Origin of the sequence: Bordetella ansorpii (assembly GCF_900078705.1) — a bacterium.
Classification (GTDB): Bacteria; Pseudomonadota; Gammaproteobacteria; order Burkholderiales; family Burkholderiaceae_B; genus Bordetella; species Bordetella ansorpii_A.
Map to the genome: position 1 here is coordinate 404,385 of NZ_FKIF01000010.1, position 25,199 is coordinate 429,583.

Consider the following 25,199-nt stretch of genomic DNA (forward strand, 5'->3'; position numbering starts at 1 on the left):
CTATCTCTGCAAAAAAATAGGGGCGGCCAGCGAGGTGCCATAGAGCAGCACCACGAACAGCGCCAGGTCGAACAGCGCGGGATGCCACACCAGGCGGTAGAAGCCAGCGCGCGCCAGCACGCGCCGCAATGCCCAGTTGACGGCCCAGGCGATGACGCCCAGCACCAGCAGCCAGGGAAAGTAGATGCCGTGGAAACTGAATTCGCCGATCATGGCGTGGACTCCGGTACTGAGGCGACGCGCGGCGCGGCATAGCCGTCCGCGACGTAGCCGTCCGCGACGTAGCCGTCCGCCTGCGGATACAGGGCGCGGCGGATGCCGACCAGCGCCACCGCCGCACGGCTGCGCGCCTGGTCCGCGCCCCCGGTGGCGGCCACGCCGGCCAGGGCGCGGTCGATGGATTCGAGCAATTGCGGATCTTCGCGGCGGCGCGAGGCGCGCCGGCCGAAGAACACGGCCAGGCCGCGCAGCACGCGCTGGATGGCCGCGTCGGCCACGGGCAATTGGCTGCGCGCGCGTTGCAATTCGATGATGTCCTTGCCCACGCGCAGGTCCTTCAGCGCGTCGGCGGCCAGCAGGTCGTCGCGCCGCGTGGCCATCGCCAGGCGCGGCTGCAGCAGGCCCACGCGGTCGAGGATGCGCGAGGCATGGGCATAGGCCTCGCTGCTGGAGCGCGCCTTGGACGAGCCCGCCAGCTCGGCCAGTTCGTCCCAGTTGGCGGTCTGGATGCGGCGCGCGCTCCAGTCGGCGCTGGCCGTGCGGAAGATGGCGGCCACGATGGCCGCGGTGGCCACCCCCAGCACCTGCGCCACCGTGGAGTCGATGAACGACACCACGTCGGCGGTATTGGTGTCGTGAAGCGCCAGCGTGCCGGTGACGCCGAACAGCAGCGCCATGCCGGGCAGCGTGTGCTTGGGCTGGGAAATCAGCGTGCCCATGACGAAGGCCACGGGAAACAGCGCCAGCGCCAGCATTTCGAACGAGTGCACCGCGGGCATCACGACCAGCAGATAGATGGCCGACAGCGGAATCGAATACACCGTGAACTTCAGGAACTGCATGATGCCCGGCACGGGGTTGTCCTGCGAGGCGAAGAAGCAGCTGAACACCACGGCCATCATCGCGGCGACCGACCCGTTGGTCCAGGCCGTGCCGATCCAGAAGCTGCAGCACACCGCGATGGCCACGCCCACCGACAGCGCCGACCACAGCGCGATGCCGCGGTCGCGGTGCAGCACGGGACCGCGCGTCAGCGGCCGCATGCGCAGCACCGAACGGGGCGAGCCTTGCAGGCCGTCGTTGATGTCCCGCCGCAGCAACAGGCAGGCCTCGAAGGCATCGATCAGCTCGCCCACGCGCGTCAGCAGGCTGAGCCGCAGCAGCGTGTACCAGTCGGGCGAGTCCGTCAGCGCGGGTGTGAGCGCGGCCAGGTCGCGGCGCAGTTCGGCGGCGCGTTCCGTGGTGGCCTCCTTGCCCTGGCCGACCCACTGCGATACCTGTTCGAGCAGTTCGGCGGTGTCGGGGGGCAGGGGCTGGCCGGCGTCCTGCAGGGCCTGCAGGCGGTCCTCCACGGCGGAAACGGACGGCGTGAGGGCCGCCAGCCGGTCCTGCATGACGCGCAGCGCATTGGCCGTCCAGCGGATGTTGCCGGTGTCGAACGGCACGTGCGCGGACATCAGGCGCAACTGCGTCAGGTCATTGGCCAGTTGGCGGCGGTCATTGTCCTGCCGCGCCGAGTCGCCGTGCAGCACGGCGCGCACCCAGTCGCGCGCATCGCGCAGCGTGGCGTCGAGCCGGCCGATGATGGCGCGGCCGATGCCTTGCGGCAGGATCAGGCTGTGGACCAGCGAGGCGCACAGGATGCCCAGGGTGATCTCTTCCACGCGCGCCAGGCCGGTGTCGAACACGTTGACCGGATCGGTCACGCTGGGAAAGCCGATGAGCGCGGCGGTATAGCCGGCCAGCATGAACATATACGAGCGCGGCGTGCGGTCCAGCACCGAGATGTACAGGCAGATGCCCACCCACAGCGCCATCGCGAGGATCATCAGCACCGGATGGTTGGACAGGCGCGGCACGCTGTAGACCACCATGGCCGAGCCGAAGAAGGTGCCGCCCAGACGGTAAATGGCCTTGGAGCGCACTGCGCCCGACCAGGGCTGCGACACGATGTAGGCCGTGGTGACCGACCAGAAGGGACGGGGCAGGCCGATCGTGTACGACAGGTACAGCGCCAGCATGGCGCCGATATAGCACTTCACGGAGAAGAGGCTGTCGTTCAGCGAGGGCAGGATGCGATTCATGGCTTGCCAGATGCTTTTTCGCCGGCGGCCCGCTCCAAGGCATGGCCATCCCGCCCGGCTCGGGTGCCGGCCGGTTCGGGCCGCAGGCCGTCCGGCATGGGCACGCCCTGCGCCAAGGCAAGGGTGAGCTGCTCGAACACCCGCAGGCAGGCGGCCACGTCGTCGGCATCGATGCCCTTGAAGAGCTCGCGGCGGATGCGGGTCAGCACGTCTTCCAGCTTGGCGCGCAGGGCCTGGCCGCTTTCGGTCAGGTGCAGGGTGCGGGCGCGGCGGTCGCTGGGATCCTCGCGGCGTTCGATCAGGCCGGCGCTGACCAGGTGGTCCAGCAGGCGCACCAGCGAGGGGCCTTCGATACCCAGCGCCTCGGCCAGGGCGCCCTGGCGCAAGCCGTCGCCCAGGCGGCCGGCCAGGATGACGGGCCAGGCCGTGGCTTGGGAGAGGCCGTAGCCGGCCAGCACCTTGTCGGCGGCGGCGCGGTAGGCTCGCGCCAGCACGGGCAGGGCGGCCGAAACGGCCATGAGTTGGCTATCGGTGGGCGTTTTCATGTTTTCCATTGTAGCCTATTTATTAGCATCCTAATAATTGAAGAAGCTAACAAATAACTGACAGAGGCACGATCGGCAAAAATGGCGCGCTGCGGAATGTCCGGGCGCCCGCATTGCATTCGGCAAGGATGAAAGCGGTGTTGCGCAAACGCACGGCGTAAAAAATGACAAACAATTACAATCTCACCCAGCGGGGCCGGGTGGGGCACAATTCCGCCGCGGCCGGACATCCGATTCGAACAGGTGCGGTTGGTGCAAAATCCCGGAGAGTACTCATTGCCGCGCGGGCGGCTGGCGAGGTGGCTGACCGCGCCGGGCCAGCCCACGCCGCATGAGATCCGCGTCGCGCTGGTGGGTACGCTGTTCGGCACGCTGCCCATCTTCTTCGGGGGCGTCTTCAATACCATGGCCGTGGCCGGCATCCTGACCTACCGGCATCCCACCCTGCCGTTCCGTTTCTGGCTGGTTGCCGAAGTCATCGTCTGCCTGGTGCGCTGGTACGTACTGGTCGTGTCCCGGCGCCGCGCGGTGCAGGGCCGGCCCACGCCCACCGATCTGTATATCCTGCTGGCCCCGGTGTGGGGCGGCACGGTGGGGTATGGCGCCTTCGTCAGCGCGGTCAGCGGCGACTGGGTGGCCGCCACGCTTTCCTTCCTGTCGGCGGCGGCCATGGTGGGCGGCATCTGCTTTCGCAATTTCGCCGCGCCACGCCTGGTCGTGGTGATGATCGTGTTCTCGCTGGGGCCGTGCTGCCTGGGCGCCCTGGCGGCGGGCGAGCCCGTGCTGCTGCTGACGCTGCTGCAGGTGCCGTTCTACCTGTTCGCCATGGGCGCCGCGGCGCGGCGCCTGAACGGCATGTTGATCACCACCATGACGGCCGAGCGCGAGCACAGTCACCGTGCGCGCCACGATGCGTTGACGGGCGCGCTGAACCGCGAGGGCTTGTCCAAGGCGCTGGAGCAACGCGGCGCCGAGCCCGGCAAGAAGGACATGACGCTGCTGTTCCTGGACCTGGACGGCTTCAAACCGGTCAACGATGCCTATGGCCACGAGGCCGGTGACATGTTGCTGATGCAGGTTGCGTTGCGCCTGCGCGCGTTGGCCAGCCCACAGGCGCTGGTGGCGCGCATGGGCGGCGATGAGTTCGTCGTGGTCGACGAGGTGTCCGAAGGGCAGGCTCAGCACGATCTGGCCGCTGCCATCGCCGAATCGATCCGCCATCCGTTCAGCCTGTCGCACGGCGTGGTGGCCACGGTGGGGGTCAGCATCGGCAGCGCCAGCGTGAAGTGGGACGGCACCGACATCGACATGGCCTTGCGGCTGGCCGATACGGCCATGTATGAAGCCAAGCGCACCAAGAAGACAGAGCCTGCCGTCAATGTGGGCTCGGACGCGATTCAGTTCGCAGATCGGGACCGCCAACCCCCCTGAGCCCGGCGCCCTGCGCCAGCCGCGGGTTGTCCCACCGGCTCGGCAGCGACACCCGCCCGACGATCACGACCGCCCCAAGGGATGACATGGCCGGCCTATCCCGCCGTTCCCTTGGCTGCTGGAACTTCAATCCAGAAGTCGCCTCCGGAGCGCGGTGCTCAGGGGCTGGCCGTCCCGTCGCAGTCCGCCCAGCAATTGGGCGTTTCATACAGCCGCACGCGTTGCAGGCGCAGCGCGTGTCCGTAGTGGCCGTGATAGTGCGGGGCGAGCGTCTCGAAGGCGATGGCGGCCAGGTTCTCGACCGTGGGAATGCGGTCGAGCACCACGGTCTTGTGGCCGGGCAGGGTGTCCAGGAAGTTGCGCACGGCCTCGTCGCCCGAATACACCAGGAACGCGTGGTCCCACACGTTGACCAACTGGGCCTGGGCGATGGACTTGATTTCTGAAAAGTCCATCAGCATGCCGTTGTCGGACTCGCCGGGCGCCTGCACGATGTCGCCGCACAGCGTGATTTCGAGCACATAGCGATGGCCGTGCAGGTTGCGGCACTGGCTGCGGTGGTCGGGGATGCGGTGGCCCGCGTCGAATTCCAGCCGGCGGGTGATGGAGATCATCGGGCGCCCCGCGCGGCGTAGGGGGTCATCATGGAATGCCTATGTATTTATGGGTTTGCAGGCTCAGCCGCCATTGCGGATGCCGCATGCAGTACTGCACCGCGCGTTCGGTGTGCGCGGCGCGCGCCGGACCGTCCATGGGCTGCAGGAAGAAATGCTGGAAATCCAGGTGCGCGAAGGCTTCTGGCTGGGCGTCGAGTTGGGGATAGACCAGCTTCAGTTCGTTGCCGCGCTCGATCACCACGGGCGACTTGCCCTTGGGGCTGACGCAGATCCAGTCGATGCCTTCGGGCGGCGGGATCGTGCCGTTGGTTTCGATCGCCACGGTGAAACCGCGTGCGTGCACGGCGGCCAGCAGTTCGGCGTCGAGCTGCAATAGCGGCTCGCCGCCGGTGAAGACCACGTAGCGCTGGTCCATGCCTTCGCCCCAGGTGGCGGCAAGCGTGTCGGCCAACTGATCGGCCCGCGCGAACTTGCCGCCGCCGTCGCCATCGGTGCCGATGAAGTCGGTATCGCAGAAGGTACAGGCGGCGGTGGCGCGGTCGCTTTCGCGGCCGCTCCAGAGGTTGCAGCCGGCGAAGCGGCAGAACACGGCGGCGCGGCCTGCGTGGGCGCCTTCGCCTTGCAGGGTCTTGAAAAGTTCTTTGACGGCGTAAGTCATGGAGCACCGCCGGCCGGCCGCCGGGGCGAGAGAAAGAAAAGCAGGGAATCAGGGATTTTAACCCAGTGACTTGTCCGGCCTGCACGAGTGCCGCATTTGTGGTGGCTGTTCAGGCGGGTAGACTTCCACGATGGCCTGTTTCAGGCTTCCCTCAATATCTCCCGCCCCGGGCGAAATGCCCGGCGGGGCATACGCGGGCCGTGCCGCTTGCCCAGCGGCCCCCGCGCAAGGTCCGATGCAATGCATGAACGCTTGAAGAACGTGTCGGCGATTTCGCTCGACCTGGATGACACCCTGTGGCCCTTCGCGCCCATCGTGGCGCATGCGGAAACGCGGCTGCATGCCTGGCTGCTCGAGAACGCGCCGCGCACGGCTGCCATCGTCGCCACGCCCCAGTCGCTGGCGCAATTGCGCAACGACTACGAGGCGGCCAATCCGGCGCTGTCCGGCAATTACCGGGCCTTGCGGCTGGGCTCCATCCAGGCGGCGCTCGAGGCGGCTCAGGAAGACGTGGCGCTGGTCCAGCCCGCCTACGATGCCTTTTATGCCGCGCGTCAAGAGGTCCAGTTCTTCGAGGACGCCTTTCCGGCGCTGCAGTGGCTGAGCGCGCGCTTCCCGCTGGTGGCGGTGTCCAACGGCAATGCCCGGCTGGACATGACGGGCGGACACCAGTTCTTCACCGGGGCGATCTCGGCCGCCGACGCCGGTATTGCCAAGCCCGAGGCGGCCATTTTCCATGCCGCCGCCGACATGGTGTCGGCCCGGCCCGAACAGATGCTGCACGTGGGCGACAACTTCGAGCTGGACGTGGTGGGCGCGCGCAACGCGGGCCTGCAGGCGGCGTGGCTCGTGCGGCAGGACCAGGGCCTGCCGCCCAGGATGGAATACTCCGACCACATGACGGTATCGTGCCTGCTGACCCTGTGCGCCGCATTGGGCCGCACGGAGTAGGCCGCCATGATGCTGCACGTCTCGGGCACGCTTTACCTGGATGAACGCGAGATCGTGTTCACCATGATCCGCGCGCAGGGAGCGGGCGGCCAGAACGTCAACAAGGTGTCCAGCGCGGTGCACCTGCGGTTCGACGTGCGGGCCTCGGCGCTGCCCGACCGGGTGAAAGAGGCCTTGCTGGCGCTGCACGACTACCGCGTCACCAAAGAGGGCGACATCGTGATCAAGGCGCAGTCGCACCGCAGCCAGGAATTGAACCGCGCCGAGGCCATCGAGCGGTTGTTGGACATGGTGCGCGAGGCCGCCCGGCCCGTGGTGCTGCGCCGCGCGACGCGGCCGACGCTGGCGTCCAGGCGGCGGCGCATCGAGGGCAAGACGCAGCGCGGGGCGGTGAAGCGCTTGCGGGGCAGGGTGCAGGACGGGGGGTAGCGGCGGTTTACCCGTCTCCACCGCCGTGCGTCCCGCGGGCGGCCTGGAAAATCAGCGGTCGTCCCGCCAGTGGAAAGCCAGGTCGCTGTCCCGGGTGGCCGTGCCCGTCGGGTCGAAACCGCGTTCGTGCAGTTCGCCCCGGCCATCTTCGTGCAGTGCCAGGATCGAGGAGGCTCGCGTGCCGTAGTGGGGGCTGACGATGAACGGGCTGCTGAGCATGCGTTCACGTTCCAGGCCCACGCCGGTATCGGGCAGCTCGCTGTCGGCGGCGGGCGAGCGGTCGGCCAGCGCGCCATACAGCGCGGGCAGGTCGGGTTGCGGCGCCCGCGCGATCACCTGGGTGAACGCCACCTTCAGCCGGGCCAGCTTGGGCCAGGGGGTGTCCAGCAGGTGGTTGGACAGGGCATATACGCCGGGCGGCAATCGATGCGGCGCCGCGCCCCGGTTGCCGTAGTACCAGGCCTCGCGCGCGTCGCCGACGATCAGGTTGAAGCCGTTGTAGCGCTGGCCTTCGCGGGCCACTGTCATCAGGTATCCGGATGGCCTGTCCGTGCCGCGCAGATAGGCCTCGACCAGCGCGCCACGCGAGGGCGCGTCGGCCATCTGTGTGGACGGGTCGCGGAAATTGGTGACGACGGCGTATCGGCCCGTCTCGGTCACCCCCATCCAGCTGCCGCCGGCCAGCAGGTCGCGGCCACCGTATATGGCCGGGCCATCGCCCTCCCAGCGCGCGGCGGGCGCCGTGGGGCGGGCATGGAACTCATCGCGATTGGCGGCCATCAGCACCGGCAGGCCGGCCACCTGATGCAGGGCGAGTACGGCAAGGCACATGGCGGGTGTCTTCGTCTGAAATTATGGCCGGATGAAGGCCGCCTGCCTGGGCTGGGCCACGCGGAAGTAGTCTTCGGTGGGCATCAGGATGGACGCATCCAGCCGGCCCGCGTTGAACACGATCTCGTCGTGACGCGTGCGCAGGGTCGGGTCCACCAGCAGGGTCAATTGGGGGTTGAACGAGAAGGGCGGGATGGCGCCGATCTCGCAGCCGGTCAGTTCGCGCGCCAGGTCGTGATCCACCAGCGAGGCCTTCTTGCCGCCCACGGCCGCCGCAATGGCGTCCAGGTCGGCCTGCCGGTCGGCGGGAAAGACGGCCAGCACGTGCTGGCGCAGGGTCGAGCTGAGCTTGACGCGGCACACCAGTGCCTTCGCGCCCTGGCTGACTTCGGTGCCGCGGATGACGGCGACTTCCTCGGAGCGGCCCGCCGGGGGATGTTCGAGCAGGCGGAAGGGGACGTTGTTGTCGGACAGCAGTTGCTGCAGGCGGTCGAAGACGGTCATGGTGGGAAGCGGGAATACCAAGTGATGGCAATCATACGCCTCGCCCTCGGGGGGGCAGGCCAATCTCGGTGGTCAGACCAATTCTGTCGGGCCAGGGTGTTTTGCCACGTTTGATTTCCTGCCCCGTGGCAGCGCAAGTTGCACAGTGGTGGAAGCGTGCCTGGGCTCATGCCACGTGCTGTAGTAGAGTTGCCTTGCAAGCGTCCCGCCCGGACCAGACCCGGAGTCTCCCGCATGAAGATCCTGATGATCCTGACCTCGCACGACACGCTGGGCAACACCGGCCGCAAGACCGGTTTCTGGCTGGAAGAGTTCGCCGCGCCGTATTACGTCTTTGCCGACGCGGGCGCGTCGCTGACGCTGGCCTCGCCCAAGGGCGGCCAGCCGCCGCTCGATCCGAAAAGCGACGAACCCGACGCCCAGACCGAGGCCACGCGGCGTTTCGGCGGCGACCCGCAGGCCCGGGCGCTGCTGGCCGCCACGGTGCCGCTGGACCAGATCCGCGCCGCGGATTTCGACGCGGTGTTCTATCCCGGCGGCCACGGCCCGTTGTGGGACCTTGCCGAAGACACGCGCTCCATTTCCCTGATCGAGAGCATGCTGGCCGCCGGCAAGCCCGTGGCGGCCGTCTGCCATGCGCCGGGCGTGCTGCGGCATGCGAAGGCGTCGGATGGCGGCCCGCTGGTGGCGGGACGCAAGGTCACCGGATTCACCAACAGCGAGGAGGACGCGGTGCAACTGACCGGCGTCGTGCCGTTCCTGGTGGAGGACGAGCTGAAAAGGCTGGGCGCGCGCTACGAACGCGGTGACGACTGGCAGCCCCACATCGTCGGGGACGGCATGCTGATCACGGGCCAGAACCCCGCGTCGTCGGAGCCGGCGGCCAAGGCGCTGCTGGAGTGCCTGAAGCGGGGCTGATCCTTGGGATCCGGGGTTGCCGTCCCCCCCGGACCATGGAACCATCGCCACCCTGGTCCCGCCCTTGCACCGTTGGCGTCAATCCAGCCGATACTGCACGGCCACGCTCTCGAACGCCGCCACGTCGCTTGCCTGCCGGGCGTCATCCCATCCCAGTTCTTCCGCCAGCAGCCGCGCCACCTCCGGCGCGGCCTGACGCGCGGCCGCCGCATCCAGGAACAACGCCCGGTTGCGCCGTGCCAGCACATCCTCGGTGCTGCGCGCCATCTCGTGGCGCGCGGCATAGCGCACATGCGCTTGCGTCAGCCCGCTGCCGGCCACCAGCATGCGGTCGATGCCGGGCAAGGCGCGCAGCGCGGGCAGGTCGCTGCCGTAATAGGCATCGGGCGTGCCTGGCGCGGGCATGCCGCTGCCCGGCTTGCCCAGCAGGTCGGTCGCGCCATGCAGCGCCAGCGTTTCCGTCTTGCATGGCGCTGGCGTCAGCAACTGATGCGACACGGCCGTATTCACCACGTCCTGCGCCATGCGGCGATAGGTGGTCCATTTGCCGCCCGTCACCGTCACCAGGCCCGATGGCGACACGGCGATGGTGTGCTCGCGCGACAGCGACCGGGTCGACGCGTCGGCGGACGCCTTCACCAGCGGCCGCAGCCCCGCCCACACGCTGGTCACGTCCGCGCGCGTGGGTTTGCGGCTGAGATAGCGGGCGGCGGTCTGCAGGATGAAGTCCACGTCGCGCGCCTCGGCGCGCGGCTCCAGCGGCAGGTCGTTGCGCGGCGTGTCGGTCGTGCCGACAATGGTGTGACCGTTCCAGGGCACCACGAACAGCACGCGGCCGTCGTCCGTCTTGGGCACCAGGATGGCCTCCCGGCCCGGCAGGAAGTCGCGCGGCAGCGTCAGGTGCACGCCCTGGCTGGGCGCCACGATGCCCGTCGCGTCCGCATCGTCCATGCGGCGCACGGCATCCACCCAGACGCCCGTGGCATTGATCACGCAGCGCGCCTTCAGCGCGAACGCCGCGTCGCCTTGCGCATCCTGCACGGTGACGCCGCTGATGCGGCTGCCCTGGCGCGTCAGCCCCGTCACGCGCAGATAGTTGGCCGCCGTGCCGCCCAGGTCCTGCAGCGTGCGCATCAGCGCGATCGCCAGGCGGGCGTCGTCGAACTGGCCGTCGTAGTACAGCACCCCGCCGCGCAGCGAACGGCCGTTCATCGTGGTGGACAGGGTGCAGACATGTTCGAGCGTCTGCCGCTTCGACAGCCAGCGGCTGGGCGCCAGGTTCATGCTGCCGGCCAGCATGTCGTACAGCTTCAGGCCGGCGCCGTAGAAGGGCTGGTCGAACAGGCCATAGGCCGGCACCACGAAACCCAGCGGCCACGCCAGGTGCGGCGCGTTGCGCGCCAGCAGGCCGCGTTCGTGCAGGGCCTCGCGCACCAGCGCCACGTTGCCTTGCGCCAGATAGCGCACGCCGCCATGCACCAGCTTGGTGGCGCGGCTGGACGTGCCCTTGGCGAAGTCCGCCGCCTCGACCAGCAGCGTGCGATAGCCGCGCGCGGCGGCATCCACCGCGGTGCCCAGGCCCGTGGCGCCGCCGCCGATGACGACGATGTCCCAGTCGGAATCGGGCAGGCTGGCCAGCAGGGCCGCCCGGTTGGCGGTGTCAACGGAGGTCTTGGGCATGGGCATGTCCACTTGCGGTCCGCGGCGGTGGCCGCGGGTCTTCGGATCCGCCGCCGCGCTTCCCGCACCGGGGACGCGCGATCGGCATGGAAGGGGCGGCCGTCTTCAGGCGGGGAAGTCCGGCAGCACGATGTCCGAGGTGCCGGGCCGCACCCAGCGCGCGCACTCGCGCGTCGCGTCGATGCAGCCGCCTTCCTCGTACACGCCCTGCGGGTCGCGGATGCGCAGCATGCGTTCGAGCACCCGCGCGGTTTCGTCCGGATCGGCCAGCGTGACGGCCGAACGCGCTTCGACGACGGACTCGTCCATCGCCAGCTTGCCCTCGGCGTTGTCGTGCGCGCCGTGGCGCCAGTGGTAGATCTCGACGCACTTGGCCGTCAGCGTATAGGGCTGGTCGCGCTTCCAGAAGTTGTTGAACAGGCCGCTGCCCAGGTAGAACACCCAGGAACCTTCGTAGCCCTCGATATTGGACGAATGCGAATCCGGATTGCGGAACCACAGCCGGTCGCCGGGCACGTAATAGCCGGGCGGCAGGGGGGCGTCCAGCGAGCCGTACTCGCGCAGGAACACCTCGTGGAACCGTCCCGACATGACGGCGCGCGTTTCCCATTGCCGTTGCAGGCGGCCGTACAGTTCGGGATTCACCTGTTCCAGCTCTTGCGCGATGCCCAGCACGGTGACGTACTCGGTGGCGCGATAGCACGAGAAGGCATAGAGCCTGCCTTCCTCGGGTTGCGTGGCCAGTTGCAGCGCCGTGATCAGCGACTGGCCGGGCAGGACGGTGAAACCGCGCTCGGTGTCGTAGGTCCAGTAGCCGGCCGGGCGTTCCGCGGCCTCGGTGTCGAAGGCCAGCGCCGTGCGTCGCGCCCCTTGCACGATGCGGCGGCGGATGCGCACCGCCGACAGCAGTTCCTCGTGGTCGGGAAACACGAACGGCACCGGGCACGCCAGCATCGACAGCAGGATCTCGCGGTCGAGGTCGGTCTCGTCCCGCGTGTCCAGGCCCAGCGCGTCGGCCAGGCCGATGGTGCCGCCGTCCTGCAAGGCGCGTTCGCGCAGCGTGTCGGTGGGCGTCAGCGCCAGCGTGGTGCCGGCCGCGATGCGGTTCTCGGCGACGTACTCCTGCACGCCCAGTTGCCGGGCGTATTCCTGGAATTGGGCATGCGCGGCATCGGCCGCGGTGACGGTGCTGGCGGCAATGTGGATGCCGCCTTCGGAAATGGCATTCATGGGGGAGGGCATCATGGCGATAGGGGCAGCGGGGCCGGGTTTCGACGCTGGCGCGGGGCGTATCAGCGGTCCACGGGCAGGAACAGCGTTTCCTTGATCTCTTCCATTACGACATAGCTGCGCGATTCGGCCGAGGCCGGCAGGCGCTTCAGGATTTCGCCCAGCAGGCGGCGGTATTCGTTCATCTCGGACAGGCGCGCCTTGACCAAGTAGTCGAAATCGCCGGACACCAGGTGGCATTCCATCACCTCGGGCACGTACAGCAGTTCCTTGCGCACCTTGTCGAACACGTCGCCGGACTTGGCCGACAGCTTGATCTCCAGGAACACCAGCAAGTTCTTGCCGAGCGCGGCCGGGTTCACCCGAGCATGGTATCCCGTAATCACCCCTTCGCGCTCCAGGCGCTTTACGCGCTCTGAGCACGGGGTGGCCGACAGGCTTATCCGCTGCGCCAATTCTGCAATGGAAATGCGGCCTTCGCGTTGCAGAACATCCAGGATTCTAAGGTCGACACGGTCGAGTTCGCGCATTTCACTTCGCCAGGGCAGGAAGAAGGAAGGCAATAGCGGAATCCACTGCCATCAGGTGTAATTTTAGTGATTTTCCTGGCATATCAGGTCATAGACTAAGGGAATTCGTCATCCAAATGAAATTCACGGGGAATTCCATGCATGTCATCGTTCTGGGCAGCGGCGTGGTGGGCACCACGACCGCGTATTACCTGGCGCGCCGGGGCGCCCAGGTCACCGTCATCGACCGTCAGGAGGGGCCCGCGGCCGAGACCAGCTACGGCAATGCCGGACAGGTGTCGCCAGGATATTCCACCCCCTGGGCCGCGCCCGGGATTCCGCTGAAGGCGGTGAAGTGGCTGTTCCAGAAGCACGCGCCGCTGGCGATCCGGGCGGATGGCTCGTGGTACCAGTGGCGCTGGCTGGCGATGATGCTGGCCAATTGCTCGGCCTCCCGCTATTCCGTGAACAAGGAGCGGATGCTGCGGCTGGCCGAGTACAGCCGCGATTGCCTGCGCGAGTTGCGCGCCGAGACGGGCATCCAGTACGAGCAGCGCACCCGGGGGACGTTGCAGCTGTTCCGCTCCGGGAAGCAGATGCAGGCGGCGCAGCGGGATATCGCCGTGCTGGAAGAATGCGGCGTGCCGTATGAACTGCTGGACGCGAACCGGCTGGAGTCGGCCGAGCCGGGGTTGGCGCACGCGCGTCACAAGCTGACGGGCGGACTGCGGCTGCCGAACGATGAAACGGGCGATTGCCGCCGGTTCACCCTGGCGCTTGCCGCATTGGCGCGCGCCCGGGGTGTCGAGTTTCGCTTCGGCCAAGCGGTGTCCGGGGTGGAAACCCGCAACGGCGAGGTGACCGGCTTGCGCGTCGGCGGCGAAATGCTGCGCGCGGACCGCTTCGTGGTCGCGCTGGGCAGCTATTCGCGCGACCTGATGCGGCCGCTGGGGCTGGATCTGCCGGTGTATCCGCTCAAGGGGTACTCACTGACGATTCCTCTGATCGACGAATCCGCGGCGCCCGTGTCGACCGTGCTGGACGAGACGTACAAGATTGCCGTCACCCGGTTCGAGAACCGGATCCGGGTGGGCGGCATGGCCGAGGTGGCGGGCCATGACCTGAGCCTGCGCGAGGCGCGGCGGCGGACCTTGGAATTCGTGGTGTCGGATCTGTATCCCGGCAGCGGCGATCTGCCGCGCGCGGAGTTCTGGACGGGCCTGCGGCCGATGACGCCGGATGGCACGCCGATCATCGGGGCCACGCCCTATCGGAATCTGTTCCTGAACACGGGGCACGGCACGCTGGGGTGGACGATGGCGTGCGGTTCGGGGCGGGTGACGGCCGACCTGATCACGGGCAGCCAGCCCGGCATACGCACGGACGACCTGGCGCTGTCGCGTTACGCACGCCACGCGGCGCCGGTGCACCGCCGGCTCGTCCCGGCGGGTTGAGCAGCGGGCGTCACAAGGCCTGGGCGGCATCGAGCGGATGCTTTTGGCACGCATCGCGGCGGGCCTTGCTCTATCATGTCCTGCCATCGCCCAGCCAGGTCCTCATGCCCCATTTCCTACACACCGCCGACTGGCAGGTCGGCCGTCAATACGGCCAGTTCGAACAGGAAGACGCCGCTGTCCTGGCCGAGGCGCGCATCGACGTGGTGGCGCGCATCGCCGGCCTGGCGGCGCAGAGGAAAGTCGACGCCGTCCTGGTCGCGGGCGACGTCTTCGATACCCAGGCCGTGTCCGACCGCACCATCCGCCGGCTGTTCGGCGCGCTGCAGGCCTACTCGGGCCCCTGGGTGATGATCGCCGGCAACCACGACGCCATGCTGGCCGAAAGCGTCTGGACCCGCGCCCGCCAACTGGATTGCATCCCCGGCAACGTCCACGTCGCCGATCACTGCGGCATCATCGAGCTTCCGGAAGCCGGCATCGCGGTCCTGGCCGCGCCGCTGACGCAGCGGCACACCTACGATGACGTCACGCAGCCCTTCGACACCCTTGAAACCGCCCCGGGCCTGATCCGCGTGGGCCTGGCCCATGGCAGCGTCGAAGGCCACCTGCCTGGCGACATCGATTCGACCAACCCCATCGCCGCCGACCGCGCCGAACGGGCGAAGCTCGATTATCTGGCGCTGGGCGACTGGCACGGCTGCCTGTCGATCAACCCGCGCACCTGGTATGCCGGGACGCCGGAACAAGACCGTTTTCGCGGCAACGCGCCGGGTTATGTGCTGGACGTCAGCGTGTCCGCCCCAGGCGCTCCGCCCGACGTGCGGCAGGAAAAGATCGGCCGCTACCAATGGGCCCTGTGGAACGAGCGGCTGGCGCTGCAGACCGATGCCGAGATCCTGGCCAGCAGGCTGGACGAGGTGCAGGCCGATGCGGTGCTGCGCCTGGTCATCGAAGGTGAGGCCACATTGACCGACTGGGATGCGCTGCAGGCCGCCATCGCGCGGGCTGGCGCTCGCGCCCGTGCCTTGCTGTGCGACAGCACCGCCCTCAGCCTGGAACCCCGGGCCGCCGACCTGGCCGCCTTGCAGGCGGGTGGATACGTGGCCGAAGTGGCCGCCCGATTGCAGGCCATGCAACATGGCGAGGATGAGGCCGGCGGGGCCCAAGCGGGAGGCATGCCGCCCGTAGCCGGCCGGGCGGACCTGACGCAAGCCGACGTCGCCCGCGAGGCCTTGCGCCAGTTGTTGCGGCTGCAACGCGAGACCTCGGCGGCGGGGGCGGCATGAAGCTCGAACGCATCACCCTGGAATCGTTCCGCCGCTTCCGCGAGGGGGGCGAGTTGAGCGGGCTGCAGGATGGCCTGAACATCGTGGCCGGCCCCAACGAAGCGGGCAAGAGCACCTACGCCACCGCCATCCGCGCAGCCTTCCTCGAACGCTACAAGACCGGCACCGTGACCGACTTCGCGCCGTGGGGCGTGTCGGGCGCGCGTCCCGGCGTCGAGCTGGCCTTCAGCCATGATGGCCACGATTACGTGCTGCGCAAGTATTTCCTGTCGCGCGCGCGCTGCGAACTGACGATCGATGGCGGCGCGCAGCGCCTGGAAGGCGAAGAGGCCGAGAACGCGCTGGCCGCGCTGCTGGGCTTCGAGTTTCCCAACCGGGGGCAAAGCAAGCCCGAACACGCGGGCGTGCCGGGCCTGTTGTGGATTGCCCAGGGGCAGGGCCAGGAACTGCTGGAACCCGCGGGGCATGCCGCCACGCATCTGCGCGAAGCCCTCACGCAATTGACGGGTGAGCTGGCCGCCAACGACGGCGACCGCCTGTTCGATCGCGTGACCGCCGAGCGGGCTGAATTGCTGGATGCCCGCAGCGGCAAGCCCAAGGGCGCTTGGCGCGAGGCCGAGGAGGCGTATGCCCAGGCCGAGCAGCGCCGTGCGGAACTGGAACAGGCCAAGTCGCAGCTTGACGCCGACGTCGACCGCCTGGAGCGTCTGCGGGCGGAATACGTCCGCGCGCAGCGCGAGGCCCCTTGGGCGGATCTCGAAGCGCGCGCCGCGCGGGCGCGGGAAAGCCTTGCCGGGATTGCGCGGGAGCGCGAAAGCCTGGCTGGCCTGCGCCGCGAACAGGACCAGGCCGCGGGGACGCTGGCGCTGTTGCGCGAGCAGGCCGCGCGCGAGGAGCGCGATGCCCAGGCCCTGGCCGCGCTCGATGGCCAGGTGGCCGAAGCCCGTTCGGCGGCCGGCCAGGCGGCTGAAACGGCGGCCCGGCTCCGCGCGGCGGCACAGGCGCAATCCGCGCGGCTGGCGCAGGCCCGGGCGCAACTGGCCCGGGCGCAGGCCCACGCCGCCCGGCGCGACCTCGACGAACAGATCGCCCAACACGAGCGCGAAGGCAAGCGCCTGGACGAGGCCTGGACGCAGGCCGAGCGCGTCACCCAGCAGATGCAGGTTCTGCAGGCCGAACGCGTCCGCGATGAAACCGATCCGGCCGAACTGGCCCGGCTGCGCAAGCTGGAGCAGTCGCTGGCGAGCCTGCGGGCTCAACAGCAGGCCGTCGCCACCCGCATCCATCATCGGCTGCATCCCGGCATCAGCGTCGAGCTGGACGGCAAGCCGCTGACGGGTGAGGGCGACGAATTGCTGGCAGGCGCGGCCGAGTTGCGCATTCCGGGCGTCGGCCTGCTGCGCATCGAGCCTGGCGGCAAGGATCTGCCCGCGCTGGTGTCCGACCTGGCCGCGTGCCAGGCCGAACGCACCGCCTGCCTGGCCCGGCTTGGGGTTGCCTCGCTGGAAGAAGGCGAGGGGCGTGCGCGCCGTCACGAACGCAGCGGCCACGATCTGGAAGCCCTGAAGCGGGAGCTTCGGATCCACGCGCCGCAAGGCCTGGATGCCTTGCGGTCTTCCATCGAAGAGCATGCCGTGCGTCGGGCACGGCTGGTCGAGCGTCAGGCAAACCTGTCTGTCGCGCAGAACGTCGGCGAAAATGGCTCAAATCCGGTTATTTCCGAGTCTTCCGCCGCGCAGGCGCTGAGCGAGGCGGAAGCCGCCAGCCGCCAGGCCGAGGCCGCGCTGGCCACGGCCCAGTCCAATCAAGAGGCCAGGCAGGCCCAGGCCCGCCTGCTGCAATCCCAATTGGATACCTTGCGCGCCGAGGCGGCCGATCCCGTCCGGCAGGCCCAGCGCGACGCCCGCGAGGCTCGCCTGGCCGATGCGCAGACCATCGCCGACACGCTGCGCCTTCGCATCGTCCAGGCCGACGAGGCGCTGGCCCGCCAGCAGCCCGAGCTGCTCGAGCAGGACCTGAAACGCTACGAGCGCTCCGCCATCCTTGAGCGCGAGGCCCAGCAGGCCCGCCATACCGAACTGCTGCAGTTGCAGGGCAAACTGGAGCAGGCGGGCGCCCAGGGCCTGGGCGAACGCCTGGCCGAAACCCGCGCCGAGGTCGAGCGCCTGTCGCGCCGCCGCGCCGAGTTCGCCCGCCGCGCCGCTGCCCTCGACCTGCTCTGGCGCCTGCTGGGCGAGCGGCGCACCGCCGCCACCCAGCGACTCTTGGAACCCTTGGCGCGCCGCCTGGGCCACTACCTGAACCTGCTGATGCCTGGCGCCCAGTTGCGCCTGGACGATGCCCTGTTGCCCGCCGGCCTGCGCCGGGGGAGCGAGGAAGACACCCTGGGGGCGCTGAGTTTTGGCACCCGCGAGCAGCTGGGTGTACTGGCCCGCCTGGCCTATGCCGATCTGCTGCGCGAGGCGGGCCGGCCGACCCTGCTGATCCTGGACGATGCCCTGGTGCACGCCGACGACAGCCGCCGGGACCTGATGAAACGGGCGCTGTTCGATGCCGCGTCGCGCCATCAGATCCTGCTTTTCACCTGCCATCCGCAGGATTGGAAGGACATGGGCGCGCCCGTCCGGCAGTTACTTTAGGGGCATCGATCTTGTCGGCATCGTGCATCGAACGGGGCGTATTCACCGACATTCATGCATGACTGGAAATAATCTGATATTTTCCGGGTGATACCGCCGGAGTCCCATGCTGTTAATCCTGATCCTCGCGTTGCCGTTCGCCGGCAGCCTCTGCGCAGCCATGCTGCCCGCCAATGCCCGCAACGCGGAATCCTGGCTGGCCGGTCTGGTCGCGCTGGGCTGCGCCATCATCACCGCGCTGCTGTATCCGCAGATAGCGGCGGGCGAGATCATACGAATAGATCTGCCATGGGCCCCCGCGCTGGGGCTGCATTTCACCTTGCGCATGGACGGATTCGCCTGGCTCTTCACGTTCATCGTGTCGGCCATGGGGGCGCTGGTGGTGCTGTATGCGCGCTATTACATGTCGCCCAAGGACCCGGTGCCCCGGTTCTTCTCGTTCTTCCTGGCGTTCATGGCGGCCATGCTGGGGCTGGTGCTGTCCGGCAATCTGATCCAACTGGTGCTGTTCTGGGAAATGACCAGCCTGGCGTCGTTCATGCTGATCGCCTACTGGCATCACCGCCAGGACGCGCGCCGCGGCGCCCGCATGTCGTTGACGGTGACGGCGGCGGGTGGCCTGAGCCTGCTGGCCGGGGTGCTGATCCTGGGCTATATCGCCGGCAGCTACGACCTGGACGTGGTGCTGCAGTCGGGTCCGCAGGTGCGCGCCGATTCCTGGTACGCCGCGGTGCTGGGCCTGATCGCGTTCGGCGCCCTGACCAAGAGCGCGCAGTTCCCGTTCCAGTTCTGGCTGCCCAACGCCATGGCGGCGCCTACCCCCGTGTCGGCTTTCCTGCATTCGGCCACCATGGTGAAGGCGGGTGTGTTTCTCCTGGCGCGTTTCTGGCCGGTGCTGGCGGGCACCGACGAATGGTTCTGGATCATTGGCGGGGCGGGGCTCTGCTCGCTCGTGCTGGGCGCCTATGCCGCCATCTTCCAGCGCGACATGAAAGGCGTGCTGGCGTACTCGACCATCAGCCACCTTGGCCTCATCACGCTGCTTCTGGGGCTCAACAGCTCCCTGGGCCTCGTGGCCGCCATCTTCCACATGGTCAACCATGCCACCTTCAAGGCATCGTTGTTCATGGCGGCCGGCATCGTCGACCATGAAACCGGTACGCGCGACGTCACGCGGCTGAGCGGCCTGTATCGCGCCATGCCCATCACGGCCATCCTGGCCATGGTGGCGGCGGCGTCGATGGCCGGCGTGCCGCTGCTCAACGGCTTCATCTCGAAAGAGATGTTCTTCGCCGAGACCACCTTCGTCAGCGGCGATTGGGCGGTGCAGGTCGGTCTGCCGGCCCTGGCCACGCTGGCCGGCGCCTTCAGCGTGGCCTATTCGCTGCGCTTCATCTTGCAGGTGTTCTTCGGCCCGCCGCCCGCCGAGGACCTGCCGCGCGCGCCGCACGAGCCGCCGCGCTGGATGCTGCTGCCCAGCGCGCTGCTGGTGTTCACCTGCCTGGTGGTCGGCGTGCTGCCCGCCTACACGGTGGGACCGTTCCTGGAGCTGGCCGCGCGCAGCGTGCTGGGCGACGCCATGCCCGAGTACGACCTGGCGGTGTGGCATGGGTTCAATCTTCCGCTGATGATGAGCCTGCTGGCGCTGGTCGTCGGCATCGTGCTGTATCTGGCGTTGCGCGCGCACCAGAGGCGCCATCCGGGCCGCGTGCCGTTCATCTATCGCCTGGACGGGCTGCGCACCTTCGAGTATCTGCTGGACGCCGCCGGGCAGGGTTCGAGCTGGCTGCTGCGCCGGGTGTCGTCCACGCGCCTGCAGGTGCAGATGGTGCTGATCGTGCTGGGCACGCTGCTGGTCGCCTGGCTGCCGCTGCGAGACGGCGGCTGGCTGGCGGGCGGCGTGCCGCCGTCGCTGCCCGAGCCCGCCTTCCTGCTGCTCTGGACCGTGGGCAGCGTCTGCACACTGGGCGCGGCCTACCAGGCCAAGTACCACCGGCTGGCCTCGCTGACGCTGGCTGGCGCGGCGGGCCTGGCGGTGTGCCTGACGTTCGTCTGGTTCTCGGCGCCCGACCTGGCGCTGACCCAGTTGGCCGTCGAGGTCGCCACCGCGGTGCTGCTGCTGCTGGGATTGCGCTGGCTGCCGCGCCGTGTCGAGGACATGGGCGCCGAGGGCGGCAAGGGCGGCCGCGCCCGCCTGCGCCGCGTGCGGGACATGGTGCTGGCCGCGCTGGCCGGCACCGGCATGGCCGCGCTGACCTACGCCATGCTGACGCGTCCCACCGGCGACACCATCTCGGCCTTCTTCGCGCGCAACGCCTTGCCCGAAGGCGGCGGCACCAACGTCGTCAACGTCATCCTGGTGGATTTCCGCGGCTTCGACACCCTGGGTGAAATCACCGTGCTGGGCATCGTGGCGCTGACGGTCTACGCGCTGCTGCGCCGCTTCCGTCCCGCGCCCGAGAGCGTGGCCGTGCCTCACCAGCAGTACGACCAGGACGGCAGCGCCGCCGAGAAACTGACCGATCTGCGGCGTCCCATTCCCGAGGGCTTCATGATGGTTCCGGCCGTGCTGGCGCGCCTGATCCTGCCCATCGCCGCGCTGGTGTCCGTCTATCTGCTGCTGCGCGGGCACAACCAGCCCGGCGGCGGTTTCGTCGGCGGCCTGGCCATGGCCACCTCCATCATCCTGCAGTACATGGTGGGCGGCGTGCACTGGGTCGAGTCGCGCAGCCGCCTCAATCCGCAGTACTGGCTGGGGCTGGGCCTGCTGGCGTCGGGCGGCGCCGCGCTGATGGCCTGGTTCGCCGGCCGTCCGTTCCTGTCGGCGCTGGCCGCCGATCTGCCGCTGCCCTGGATCGGCAAGGTGCATCTGTCCACCGTGATCCTGTTCGACGTGGGCGTGTACATGCTGGTGGTGGGCGCCACCGTGCTGGTGCTGGTGGCGCTGGCTCACCAATCGCTGCGTGCGCAGCGCAAGGCGGCGGCCGATGCCCAGGCCGCCGCGCAATCCGCAACCGAAGGGGGGGCAGCCTGATGGAAGCCGTTTATGCCATCGCGATCGGCGTGCTGGCGGGTTCGGGGGTGTGGCTCGTGCTGCGTCCGCGCACCTTCCAGGTCATCATGGGCCTGTCCCTGCTGTCCTACGCGGTCAATCTTTTCATCTTCGGCATGGGCCGCCTGACGGTCGGCCACCCGCCGGTGATCGACCCGGCCGTGCCCGTCGATCCCGCCGTCATGGCCGATCCCATGCCGCAGGCGCTGGTGCTGACCGCCATCGTCATCGGCTTCGCCACCACCGCGCTGTTCCTGGTGGTGCTGCTGGCTTCCCGCGGCCTGACGGGCACCGACCACGTCGATGGACGGGAGCCGCGATCTTGATGTCCCTGCTGTTGACGCACCTTCCTGTTCTGCCCATCGCCATCCCGCTGCTGGCGGGGGCGATGATGACGCTGATGCCCGAGTCGCAGCGCGCGCTGCGCGGCGCGGTCGGCGTGGGCGCCGTGCTGCTGCAGCTGGGCTGCGCCATGGCGCTGCTGGTCCTGGCGGGCGACAGCCTGGGACAGGGCCCGTGGCCCACCGGCATCGGCGTGTACCTGCTGGGCGACTGGCCCGCGCCGTTCGGCATCGTGCTCGTGGTCGACCGGCTGGCCGCCGTGATGCTGGCGCTGACCGCCGTGCTGGGCCTGTCGTGCCTGGTCTACTCGCTGCCGCGCTGGGAGCGCTCCGGCGTGCACTTCCATCCGCTGTTCCAGTTCCTGCTGATGGGCCTGAACGGTGCCTTCCTGACCGGCGACCTGTTCAACCTGTTCGTGTTCTTCGAGGTGCTGCTGGCCGCGTCCTACGGGCTGCTGTTGCACGGCTCGGGCATGGCGCGGGTGGGGGCGGGGATGCACTACATCGCCGTCAACCTGGTGGCTTCGTTCCTGCTGCTGATCAGCATCGCGCTCATCTATGGCGTCACGGGCACGCTGAACCTGGCCGACCTGGCGATACGCGCGGGCGGACTGACCGGCGGCGACCGCCATCTGTTCGAAGCCGGCGCGGCCATCCTGGGCGTGGCGTTCCTGGTGAAGGCGGGCGCGTGGCCGCTGAATTTCTGGCTGGTGCGCGGCTATTCCGCGGCGGGCGCGCCGGTCGGCGCGCTGTTCTGCATCATGACCAAGATCGGCATCTACGCGCTGCTGCGCATCGGCTCGCTGCTGCTGCCCACCGGCGCCCCGGCCGCGTTCAGCCTGGACTGGATGTATGCCGCCGGCCTGGCGACGCTGCTGTTCGGCGCCATCGGCATCCTGGCCACGCAGCAACTCAGCCAACTGGCGGGCTACTGCGTGATCGTGTCCGCCGGCACGCTGCTGACCGCGCTGGGCATGCCCGGCGTCACGCTGACCGGCCCGGCGCTGTTCTACCTGATCAGCTCGGTGCTGGCCACGGCCGCGCTGTTCATGCTGGCCGAGCTGATCGAGCGCACGCAGTCCTTCGGCGCCAACGTGCTGGCCGTCACCATGGATGCGTTCCATCTCGACGATCCGTTGTCCGAGAACCGCTCCGACGACGTGGTGGGCCGCGCCATCCCCGCCGCCATGGCCTTCCTGGGCCTGGCGTTCGTGTCGTGCGCGCTGCTGGTCACCGGCCTGCCGCCGCTGTCGGGCTTCGTCGCCAAGCTGTCGCTGCTGTCGGCGGCGGTGTCGGCCGCCAATGACCAGGTCCGCCACCTCGACGCCTGGATTCTCGTCGCTGGCGTGCTGATCTCGGGCCTGGCGGGCATCGTCACCTTCGGGCGCGTGGGCATCCGCATTTTCTGGAGCGCCGACGACCGCACCACGCCGCGCCTGCGCTGGAGCGAGGCGGGGCCGGTCGGCGTACTGATCCTGCTGTGCGTGGCCCTGTCGGCCGGGGCGGGTCCCGTGTCGGCCTATCTCGACGCGGCGGCGCAGTCGCTGGACCAGCCTTCGGCCTACATCGAGGCGGTGCTGGCCCAGTCTCCGGCGCGTGCGCTGGGCACGGGAGGCCACTGATGCGGCGCGATCAATTCGTCATTCTTCCGCTGTTCCTGCTGGTGCTGTGGCTGGTGCTGAACCAGTCCTGGTCGGCCGGACAGATCGCGCTTGGCGCGGGGCTGGCCATCTGGCTGGCCTGGGCGTCGCTGCGCCTGCGTCCGCTGGGTGCCCGCCCACGCAGGCTGTGGCGCCTGGCGCCGCTGTTTTCACGGGTACTCTGGGACATCGTCAAATCCAATGCCGCCGTCGCGAAACTGATCTGGCGTCCGGGACGCGACCTGACGCCAGGGTTCATCACCGTGCCGCTGCGAATGCGCGACCCGCACGGATTGGCCGTCCTGACCTGCTGCCTGACGTATACGCCGGGGACGGTGGTGGTCGATCTCAAGCGCGGCCAGAGCATCACCCTGCACGTGCTTGACCTGCAGAACGAAGCGGCCTGGGCCAAGCTGGTCCAGGAACGCTACGAGCGCATCCTGCTGGAGGTATTCGAATGAACACGCTGCTTTTCTGGGCCGCCTGGTTCGCGCTGTTGTGTTTCGTGGCGAGCATGGGCTTCGCCGCGTTCCGCATGCTGCGCGGCCCCACCGCGCAAGACCGCGTGCTGGCGCTGGACGCGTTCTACATCAACGGCATGCTGGCCATGCTGGCGCTGGGCGTGCGGTCGGGCGCCGAGGTGTATTTCGACGTGGCGCTGCTGATCGGGCTGTTCGGCTTCGTCGGTTCCACCGCCATGGCCAAGTTCCTGCTGCGAGGCGAGGTGATCGAACCATGACCGATATCCCGCTGTGGGCCGCGCTGCCGGCCTCGATCCTGTTGATTCTGTCGGGCGTGCTGGCGCTGACCGGTTCGGTCGGGCTGGTGCGGTTCCGCACCTTCGTCATGCGCATCCATGCGCCGACGCTGGGCTCGACACTGGGCGCGATGTGCATGCTGCTGGCCTCGGCGCTGGTGTTCTCGGCGCAGTCCGGCCGATTCGTATTCCACGAGATCGTCATCGTACTGCTCTTGCTGCTGACCTCGCCGGTCACCGCGATGCTGCTGATGCGCGCGGCGGTGTACCGCACGCGGCGCGGCGACGACGTCAAGGTGGCCGCGAAGGGGAAGTAGGGCGGTTCGCGGACCTCCTGCTGTCTGCCGACACGGCAGCGCATGCCTACTCATCCGGGCTTCTGGCCTGCCGCGGCGCGCAGGCGCCGTCCCCCATTTACGGTTTAGCGGGGCTTGTTACATTTGCAGGGGGACCGTCCTGTTGCAATCCCGTACCTTATGGGGGTGATTGATTCTTGCGGCGGACATCCCGTCCCGCCGACGGTTATTCAGGAGGGAACCATGCAGATTTCCGCTATTTCGCGTCTTACCACCTTGTGCGGCGCCCTGGCCCTGGGCGCCGCCCTCGCGCCCGCCGTGTCGATGGCCCAGAAGTCGGCCACCACGGCGCAGCAGCAGTACCAGGAGGACGTCAAGCGTTGCAACGCCGGCCAGACCAGCCAGGATCGCCGCACCTGCCTGCAAGAGGCCGGCGCCGCGCTGCAGGAGGCGCGCCGCAACCGCCTGGACGACAAGCAGGAAGGCCGCTACGACCAGAACGCCTTGCAGCGCTGCAAGGCGTTGCCGGCGTCGCAGCAGCAGGACTGCATGACGCAGATGCAATCGCCCACCCGGGTGATCGGCAGCGTCTCGGGCGGCGGCGTGCTGCGCGAGACCGTGATCCAGGTGCCCGCCGGCACGCCGGGCGCCATGCCCGCCCAGCGCTACGCTCCGCCGCCGGCGGGTGGCCAGGGCGGCTATGCTCCCCCGCCGCCGCCGCCCGCTCCGGGTTCGGCGCCGGGCTATGCCCCGCCGCCTCCGGCCCCGGGTTATGCGCCGGCCGCTCCCGCTCCGGGCTACGCGCCGCCTCCGGTTCGCTGAGTCTCGCATTGCATTGAAGGGCTCTTCTTTGAAGCCGGGCGTTTGCCCGGTTTTTTTTATCCCGTTCGATCCGCAGCGGGCTTGCCAGGCCGGGCAGTCGGTGACCCGGCCGGGCAGGGACAGGGGCAGTGTCATGCCCATGCGATGCTTGCGTGCGGCTGCTTCTCGCATCGGCATCGGAAGCAGGCAGCGCGGTCGGTCATGTGGATGACGGACCCGCCGTTTGCCCCTCGTTGCTGCGCGACCCCATGCCCTGCGGCCCCATCGCGCCGGCCAACAAAAGCGTTACCAATTTTGGTGAGG

General features: G+C 68.8%; 24 protein-coding genes. 14 read left to right on the forward strand and 10 right to left on the reverse strand.

The window, feature by feature from the left end:
* From A6745_RS26270 to A6745_RS26280, 3 genes are read right to left on the reverse strand one after another with little or no spacing between them, the layout of a single operon-like run.
* Positions 1-213 carry a DUF1656 domain-containing protein gene (locus A6745_RS26270; protein ID WP_066134127.1) on the reverse strand — a complete coding sequence of 71 codons (213 nt, stop codon included), beginning with the start codon at positions 211-213 and terminating at the stop codon, positions 1-3.
* Entirely contained in the window at positions 210-2,303 is a 2,094-nt protein-coding gene (locus A6745_RS26275; RefSeq protein ID WP_066134132.1) for an FUSC family protein, read from the reverse strand. The genes A6745_RS26270 and A6745_RS26275 overlap by 4 nt, the downstream gene beginning before the upstream one ends.
* The gene (locus A6745_RS26280; RefSeq protein WP_082853343.1) at positions 2,300-2,848 is read right to left on the reverse strand and encodes a MarR family winged helix-turn-helix transcriptional regulator; all 549 of its coding nucleotides are present in this window, start codon (positions 2,846-2,848) and stop codon (positions 2,300-2,302) included. The genes A6745_RS26275 and A6745_RS26280 overlap by 4 nt, the downstream gene beginning before the upstream one ends.
* A gap of 252 nt (positions 2,849-3,100) precedes the next feature.
* On the opposite strand from A6745_RS26280, the gene A6745_RS26285 reads away from it, so the two are divergent.
* The gene (locus A6745_RS26285; protein ID WP_066134863.1) at positions 3,101-4,279 is read left to right on the forward strand and encodes a GGDEF domain-containing protein; all 1,179 of its coding nucleotides are present in this window, start codon (positions 3,101-3,103) and stop codon (positions 4,277-4,279) included.
* Between the two features lie 158 nt (positions 4,280-4,437).
* On the opposite strand, the gene queD is transcribed toward A6745_RS26285, so the two are convergent.
* Positions 4,438-4,893 carry a 6-carboxytetrahydropterin synthase QueD gene (queD, locus tag A6745_RS26290; RefSeq protein WP_066134138.1) on the reverse strand — a complete coding sequence of 152 codons (456 nt, stop codon included), beginning with the start codon at positions 4,891-4,893 and terminating at the stop codon, positions 4,438-4,440.
* A gap of 28 nt (positions 4,894-4,921) precedes the next feature.
* On the reverse strand, positions 4,922-5,554 hold the full coding sequence (queE, locus tag A6745_RS26295; protein WP_066134141.1) for a 7-carboxy-7-deazaguanine synthase: 633 nt from the start codon (positions 5,552-5,554) through the stop codon (positions 4,922-4,924).
* A gap of 240 nt (positions 5,555-5,794) precedes the next feature.
* Between queE and A6745_RS26300 the strand changes: the two genes are divergently transcribed.
* Positions 5,795-6,505, forward strand: coding sequence for an HAD family hydrolase (locus A6745_RS26300; RefSeq protein WP_066134144.1), 711 nt, complete (start codon positions 5,795-5,797; stop codon positions 6,503-6,505).
* 9 nt (positions 6,506-6,514) lie between these two features.
* Entirely contained in the window at positions 6,515-6,934 is a 420-nt protein-coding gene (gene arfB / locus A6745_RS26305) for an alternative ribosome rescue aminoacyl-tRNA hydrolase ArfB (RefSeq protein ID WP_066134866.1), read from the forward strand.
* Positions 6,935-6,985: 51 nt separating this feature from the next.
* On the opposite strand, the gene A6745_RS26310 is transcribed toward arfB, so the two are convergent.
* Together A6745_RS26310 and A6745_RS26315 are read right to left on the reverse strand one after the other, a co-directional pair.
* Positions 6,986-7,765 carry an NRDE family protein gene (locus A6745_RS26310; RefSeq protein ID WP_066134147.1) on the reverse strand — a complete coding sequence of 260 codons (780 nt, stop codon included), beginning with the start codon at positions 7,763-7,765 and terminating at the stop codon, positions 6,986-6,988.
* Positions 7,766-7,786: 21 nt separating this feature from the next.
* Positions 7,787-8,269, reverse strand: coding sequence for a YbaK/prolyl-tRNA synthetase associated domain-containing protein (locus A6745_RS26315; protein WP_066134148.1), 483 nt, complete (start codon positions 8,267-8,269; stop codon positions 7,787-7,789).
* 234 nt (positions 8,270-8,503) lie between these two features.
* On the opposite strand from A6745_RS26315, the gene A6745_RS26320 reads away from it, so the two are divergent.
* The gene (locus tag A6745_RS26320) at positions 8,504-9,187 is read left to right on the forward strand and encodes a type 1 glutamine amidotransferase domain-containing protein (protein ID WP_066134152.1); all 684 of its coding nucleotides are present in this window, start codon (positions 8,504-8,506) and stop codon (positions 9,185-9,187) included.
* Positions 9,188-9,265: 78 nt separating this feature from the next.
* Here the strand turns inward: A6745_RS26320 and A6745_RS26325 are convergent, their stop codons facing one another.
* From A6745_RS26325 to A6745_RS26335, 3 genes are all read right to left on the reverse strand, one after another.
* Positions 9,266-10,873 carry a glycerol-3-phosphate dehydrogenase/oxidase gene (locus tag A6745_RS26325; protein ID WP_066134155.1) on the reverse strand — a complete coding sequence of 536 codons (1,608 nt, stop codon included), beginning with the start codon at positions 10,871-10,873 and terminating at the stop codon, positions 9,266-9,268.
* Between the two features lie 99 nt (positions 10,874-10,972).
* A complete protein-coding gene (locus A6745_RS26330) occupies positions 10,973-12,097 on the reverse strand; it encodes a hypothetical protein (protein WP_156513556.1) in 1,125 nt (374 codons plus the stop codon).
* 62 nt (positions 12,098-12,159) lie between these two features.
* Complete coding sequence (locus A6745_RS26335; RefSeq protein ID WP_066134159.1) at positions 12,160-12,627, reverse strand: winged helix-turn-helix transcriptional regulator; 468 nt, start codon at positions 12,625-12,627, stop codon at positions 12,160-12,162.
* Between the two features lie 137 nt (positions 12,628-12,764).
* Between A6745_RS26335 and A6745_RS26340 the strand changes: the two genes are divergently transcribed.
* From A6745_RS26340 to A6745_RS29160, 10 genes are all read left to right on the forward strand, one after another.
* Entirely contained in the window at positions 12,765-14,060 is a 1,296-nt protein-coding gene (locus tag A6745_RS26340) for a D-amino acid dehydrogenase (RefSeq protein ID WP_066134869.1), read from the forward strand.
* 104 nt (positions 14,061-14,164) lie between these two features.
* Positions 14,165-15,349: a metallophosphoesterase family protein gene (locus A6745_RS26345; protein ID WP_066134872.1), complete on the forward strand. Its 1,185-nt coding sequence runs from the start codon at positions 14,165-14,167 to the stop codon at positions 15,347-15,349.
* A complete protein-coding gene (locus tag A6745_RS26350; protein ID WP_066134162.1) occupies positions 15,346-17,988 on the forward strand; it encodes an AAA family ATPase in 2,643 nt (880 codons plus the stop codon). The genes A6745_RS26345 and A6745_RS26350 overlap by 4 nt, the downstream gene beginning before the upstream one ends.
* 106 nt (positions 17,989-18,094) lie before the next feature.
* Entirely contained in the window at positions 18,095-21,022 is a 2,928-nt protein-coding gene (locus tag A6745_RS26355; protein ID WP_066134165.1) for a monovalent cation/H+ antiporter subunit A, read from the forward strand.
* Entirely contained in the window at positions 21,022-21,366 is a 345-nt protein-coding gene (locus A6745_RS26360; protein WP_066134168.1) for a Na+/H+ antiporter subunit C, read from the forward strand. The genes A6745_RS26355 and A6745_RS26360 overlap by 1 nt, the downstream gene beginning before the upstream one ends.
* Entirely contained in the window at positions 21,366-23,003 is a 1,638-nt protein-coding gene (locus A6745_RS26365) for a monovalent cation/H+ antiporter subunit D (RefSeq protein ID WP_066134171.1), read from the forward strand. The genes A6745_RS26360 and A6745_RS26365 overlap by 1 nt, the downstream gene beginning before the upstream one ends.
* Positions 23,003-23,482, forward strand: coding sequence for a Na+/H+ antiporter subunit E (locus tag A6745_RS26370; protein ID WP_066134174.1), 480 nt, complete (start codon positions 23,003-23,005; stop codon positions 23,480-23,482). Before A6745_RS26365 ends, A6745_RS26370 begins: the two co-directional genes overlap by 1 nt.
* Positions 23,479-23,760: a K+/H+ antiporter subunit F gene (locus tag A6745_RS26375; RefSeq protein ID WP_066134177.1), complete on the forward strand. Its 282-nt coding sequence runs from the start codon at positions 23,479-23,481 to the stop codon at positions 23,758-23,760. Before A6745_RS26370 ends, A6745_RS26375 begins: the two co-directional genes overlap by 4 nt.
* A complete protein-coding gene (gene mnhG / locus A6745_RS26380) occupies positions 23,757-24,095 on the forward strand; it encodes a monovalent cation/H(+) antiporter subunit G (RefSeq protein ID WP_066134180.1) in 339 nt (112 codons plus the stop codon). The genes A6745_RS26375 and mnhG overlap by 4 nt, the downstream gene beginning before the upstream one ends.
* 222 nt (positions 24,096-24,317) lie before the next feature.
* Positions 24,318-24,896 carry a hypothetical protein gene (locus A6745_RS29160; RefSeq protein WP_066134183.1) on the forward strand — a complete coding sequence of 193 codons (579 nt, stop codon included), beginning with the start codon at positions 24,318-24,320 and terminating at the stop codon, positions 24,894-24,896.
* The last annotated feature ends 303 nt before the right edge of the window (positions 24,897-25,199 follow it).

Bases quoted from the DNA above. Each gene is read 5' to 3' on its own strand.
- A6745_RS26270 (WP_066134127.1), bottom strand. From the start codon at position 213: ATGATCGGCGAATTCAGTTTCCACGGCATCTACTTTCCCTGGCTGCTG.
- A6745_RS26275 (WP_066134132.1), bottom strand. From the start codon at position 2,303: ATGAATCGCATCCTGCCCTCGCTGAACGACAGCCTCTTCTCCGTGAAG.
- A6745_RS26280 (WP_082853343.1), bottom strand. From the start codon at position 2,848: ATGAAAACGCCCACCGATAGCCAACTCATGGCCGTTTCGGCCGCCCTG.
- queD (WP_066134138.1), bottom strand. From the start codon at position 4,893: ATGATCTCCATCACCCGCCGGCTGGAATTCGACGCGGGCCACCGCATC.
- queE (WP_066134141.1), bottom strand. From the start codon at position 5,554: ATGACTTACGCCGTCAAAGAACTTTTCAAGACCCTGCAAGGCGAAGGC.
- A6745_RS26300 (WP_066134144.1), top strand. From the start codon at position 5,795: ATGCATGAACGCTTGAAGAACGTGTCGGCGATTTCGCTCGACCTGGAT.
- arfB (WP_066134866.1), top strand. From the start codon at position 6,515: ATGCTGCACGTCTCGGGCACGCTTTACCTGGATGAACGCGAGATCGTG.
- A6745_RS26310 (WP_066134147.1), bottom strand. From the start codon at position 7,765: ATGTGCCTTGCCGTACTCGCCCTGCATCAGGTGGCCGGCCTGCCGGTG.
- A6745_RS26315 (WP_066134148.1), bottom strand. From the start codon at position 8,269: ATGACCGTCTTCGACCGCCTGCAGCAACTGCTGTCCGACAACAACGTC.
- A6745_RS26320 (WP_066134152.1), top strand. From the start codon at position 8,504: ATGAAGATCCTGATGATCCTGACCTCGCACGACACGCTGGGCAACACC.
- A6745_RS26325 (WP_066134155.1), bottom strand. From the start codon at position 10,873: ATGCCCATGCCCAAGACCTCCGTTGACACCGCCAACCGGGCGGCCCTG.
- A6745_RS26330 (WP_156513556.1), bottom strand. From the start codon at position 12,097: ATGAATGCCATTTCCGAAGGCGGCATCCACATTGCCGCCAGCACCGTC.
- A6745_RS26335 (WP_066134159.1), bottom strand. From the start codon at position 12,627: ATGCGCGAACTCGACCGTGTCGACCTTAGAATCCTGGATGTTCTGCAA.
- A6745_RS26340 (WP_066134869.1), top strand. From the start codon at position 12,765: ATGCATGTCATCGTTCTGGGCAGCGGCGTGGTGGGCACCACGACCGCG.
- A6745_RS26345 (WP_066134872.1), top strand. From the start codon at position 14,165: ATGCCCCATTTCCTACACACCGCCGACTGGCAGGTCGGCCGTCAATAC.
- A6745_RS26350 (WP_066134162.1), top strand. From the start codon at position 15,346: ATGAAGCTCGAACGCATCACCCTGGAATCGTTCCGCCGCTTCCGCGAG.
- A6745_RS26355 (WP_066134165.1), top strand. From the start codon at position 18,095: ATGCTGTTAATCCTGATCCTCGCGTTGCCGTTCGCCGGCAGCCTCTGC.
- A6745_RS26360 (WP_066134168.1), top strand. From the start codon at position 21,022: ATGGAAGCCGTTTATGCCATCGCGATCGGCGTGCTGGCGGGTTCGGGG.
- A6745_RS26365 (WP_066134171.1), top strand. From the start codon at position 21,366: ATGTCCCTGCTGTTGACGCACCTTCCTGTTCTGCCCATCGCCATCCCG.
- A6745_RS26370 (WP_066134174.1), top strand. From the start codon at position 23,003: ATGCGGCGCGATCAATTCGTCATTCTTCCGCTGTTCCTGCTGGTGCTG.
- A6745_RS26375 (WP_066134177.1), top strand. From the start codon at position 23,479: ATGAACACGCTGCTTTTCTGGGCCGCCTGGTTCGCGCTGTTGTGTTTC.
- mnhG (WP_066134180.1), top strand. From the start codon at position 23,757: ATGACCGATATCCCGCTGTGGGCCGCGCTGCCGGCCTCGATCCTGTTG.
- A6745_RS29160 (WP_066134183.1), top strand. From the start codon at position 24,318: ATGCAGATTTCCGCTATTTCGCGTCTTACCACCTTGTGCGGCGCCCTG.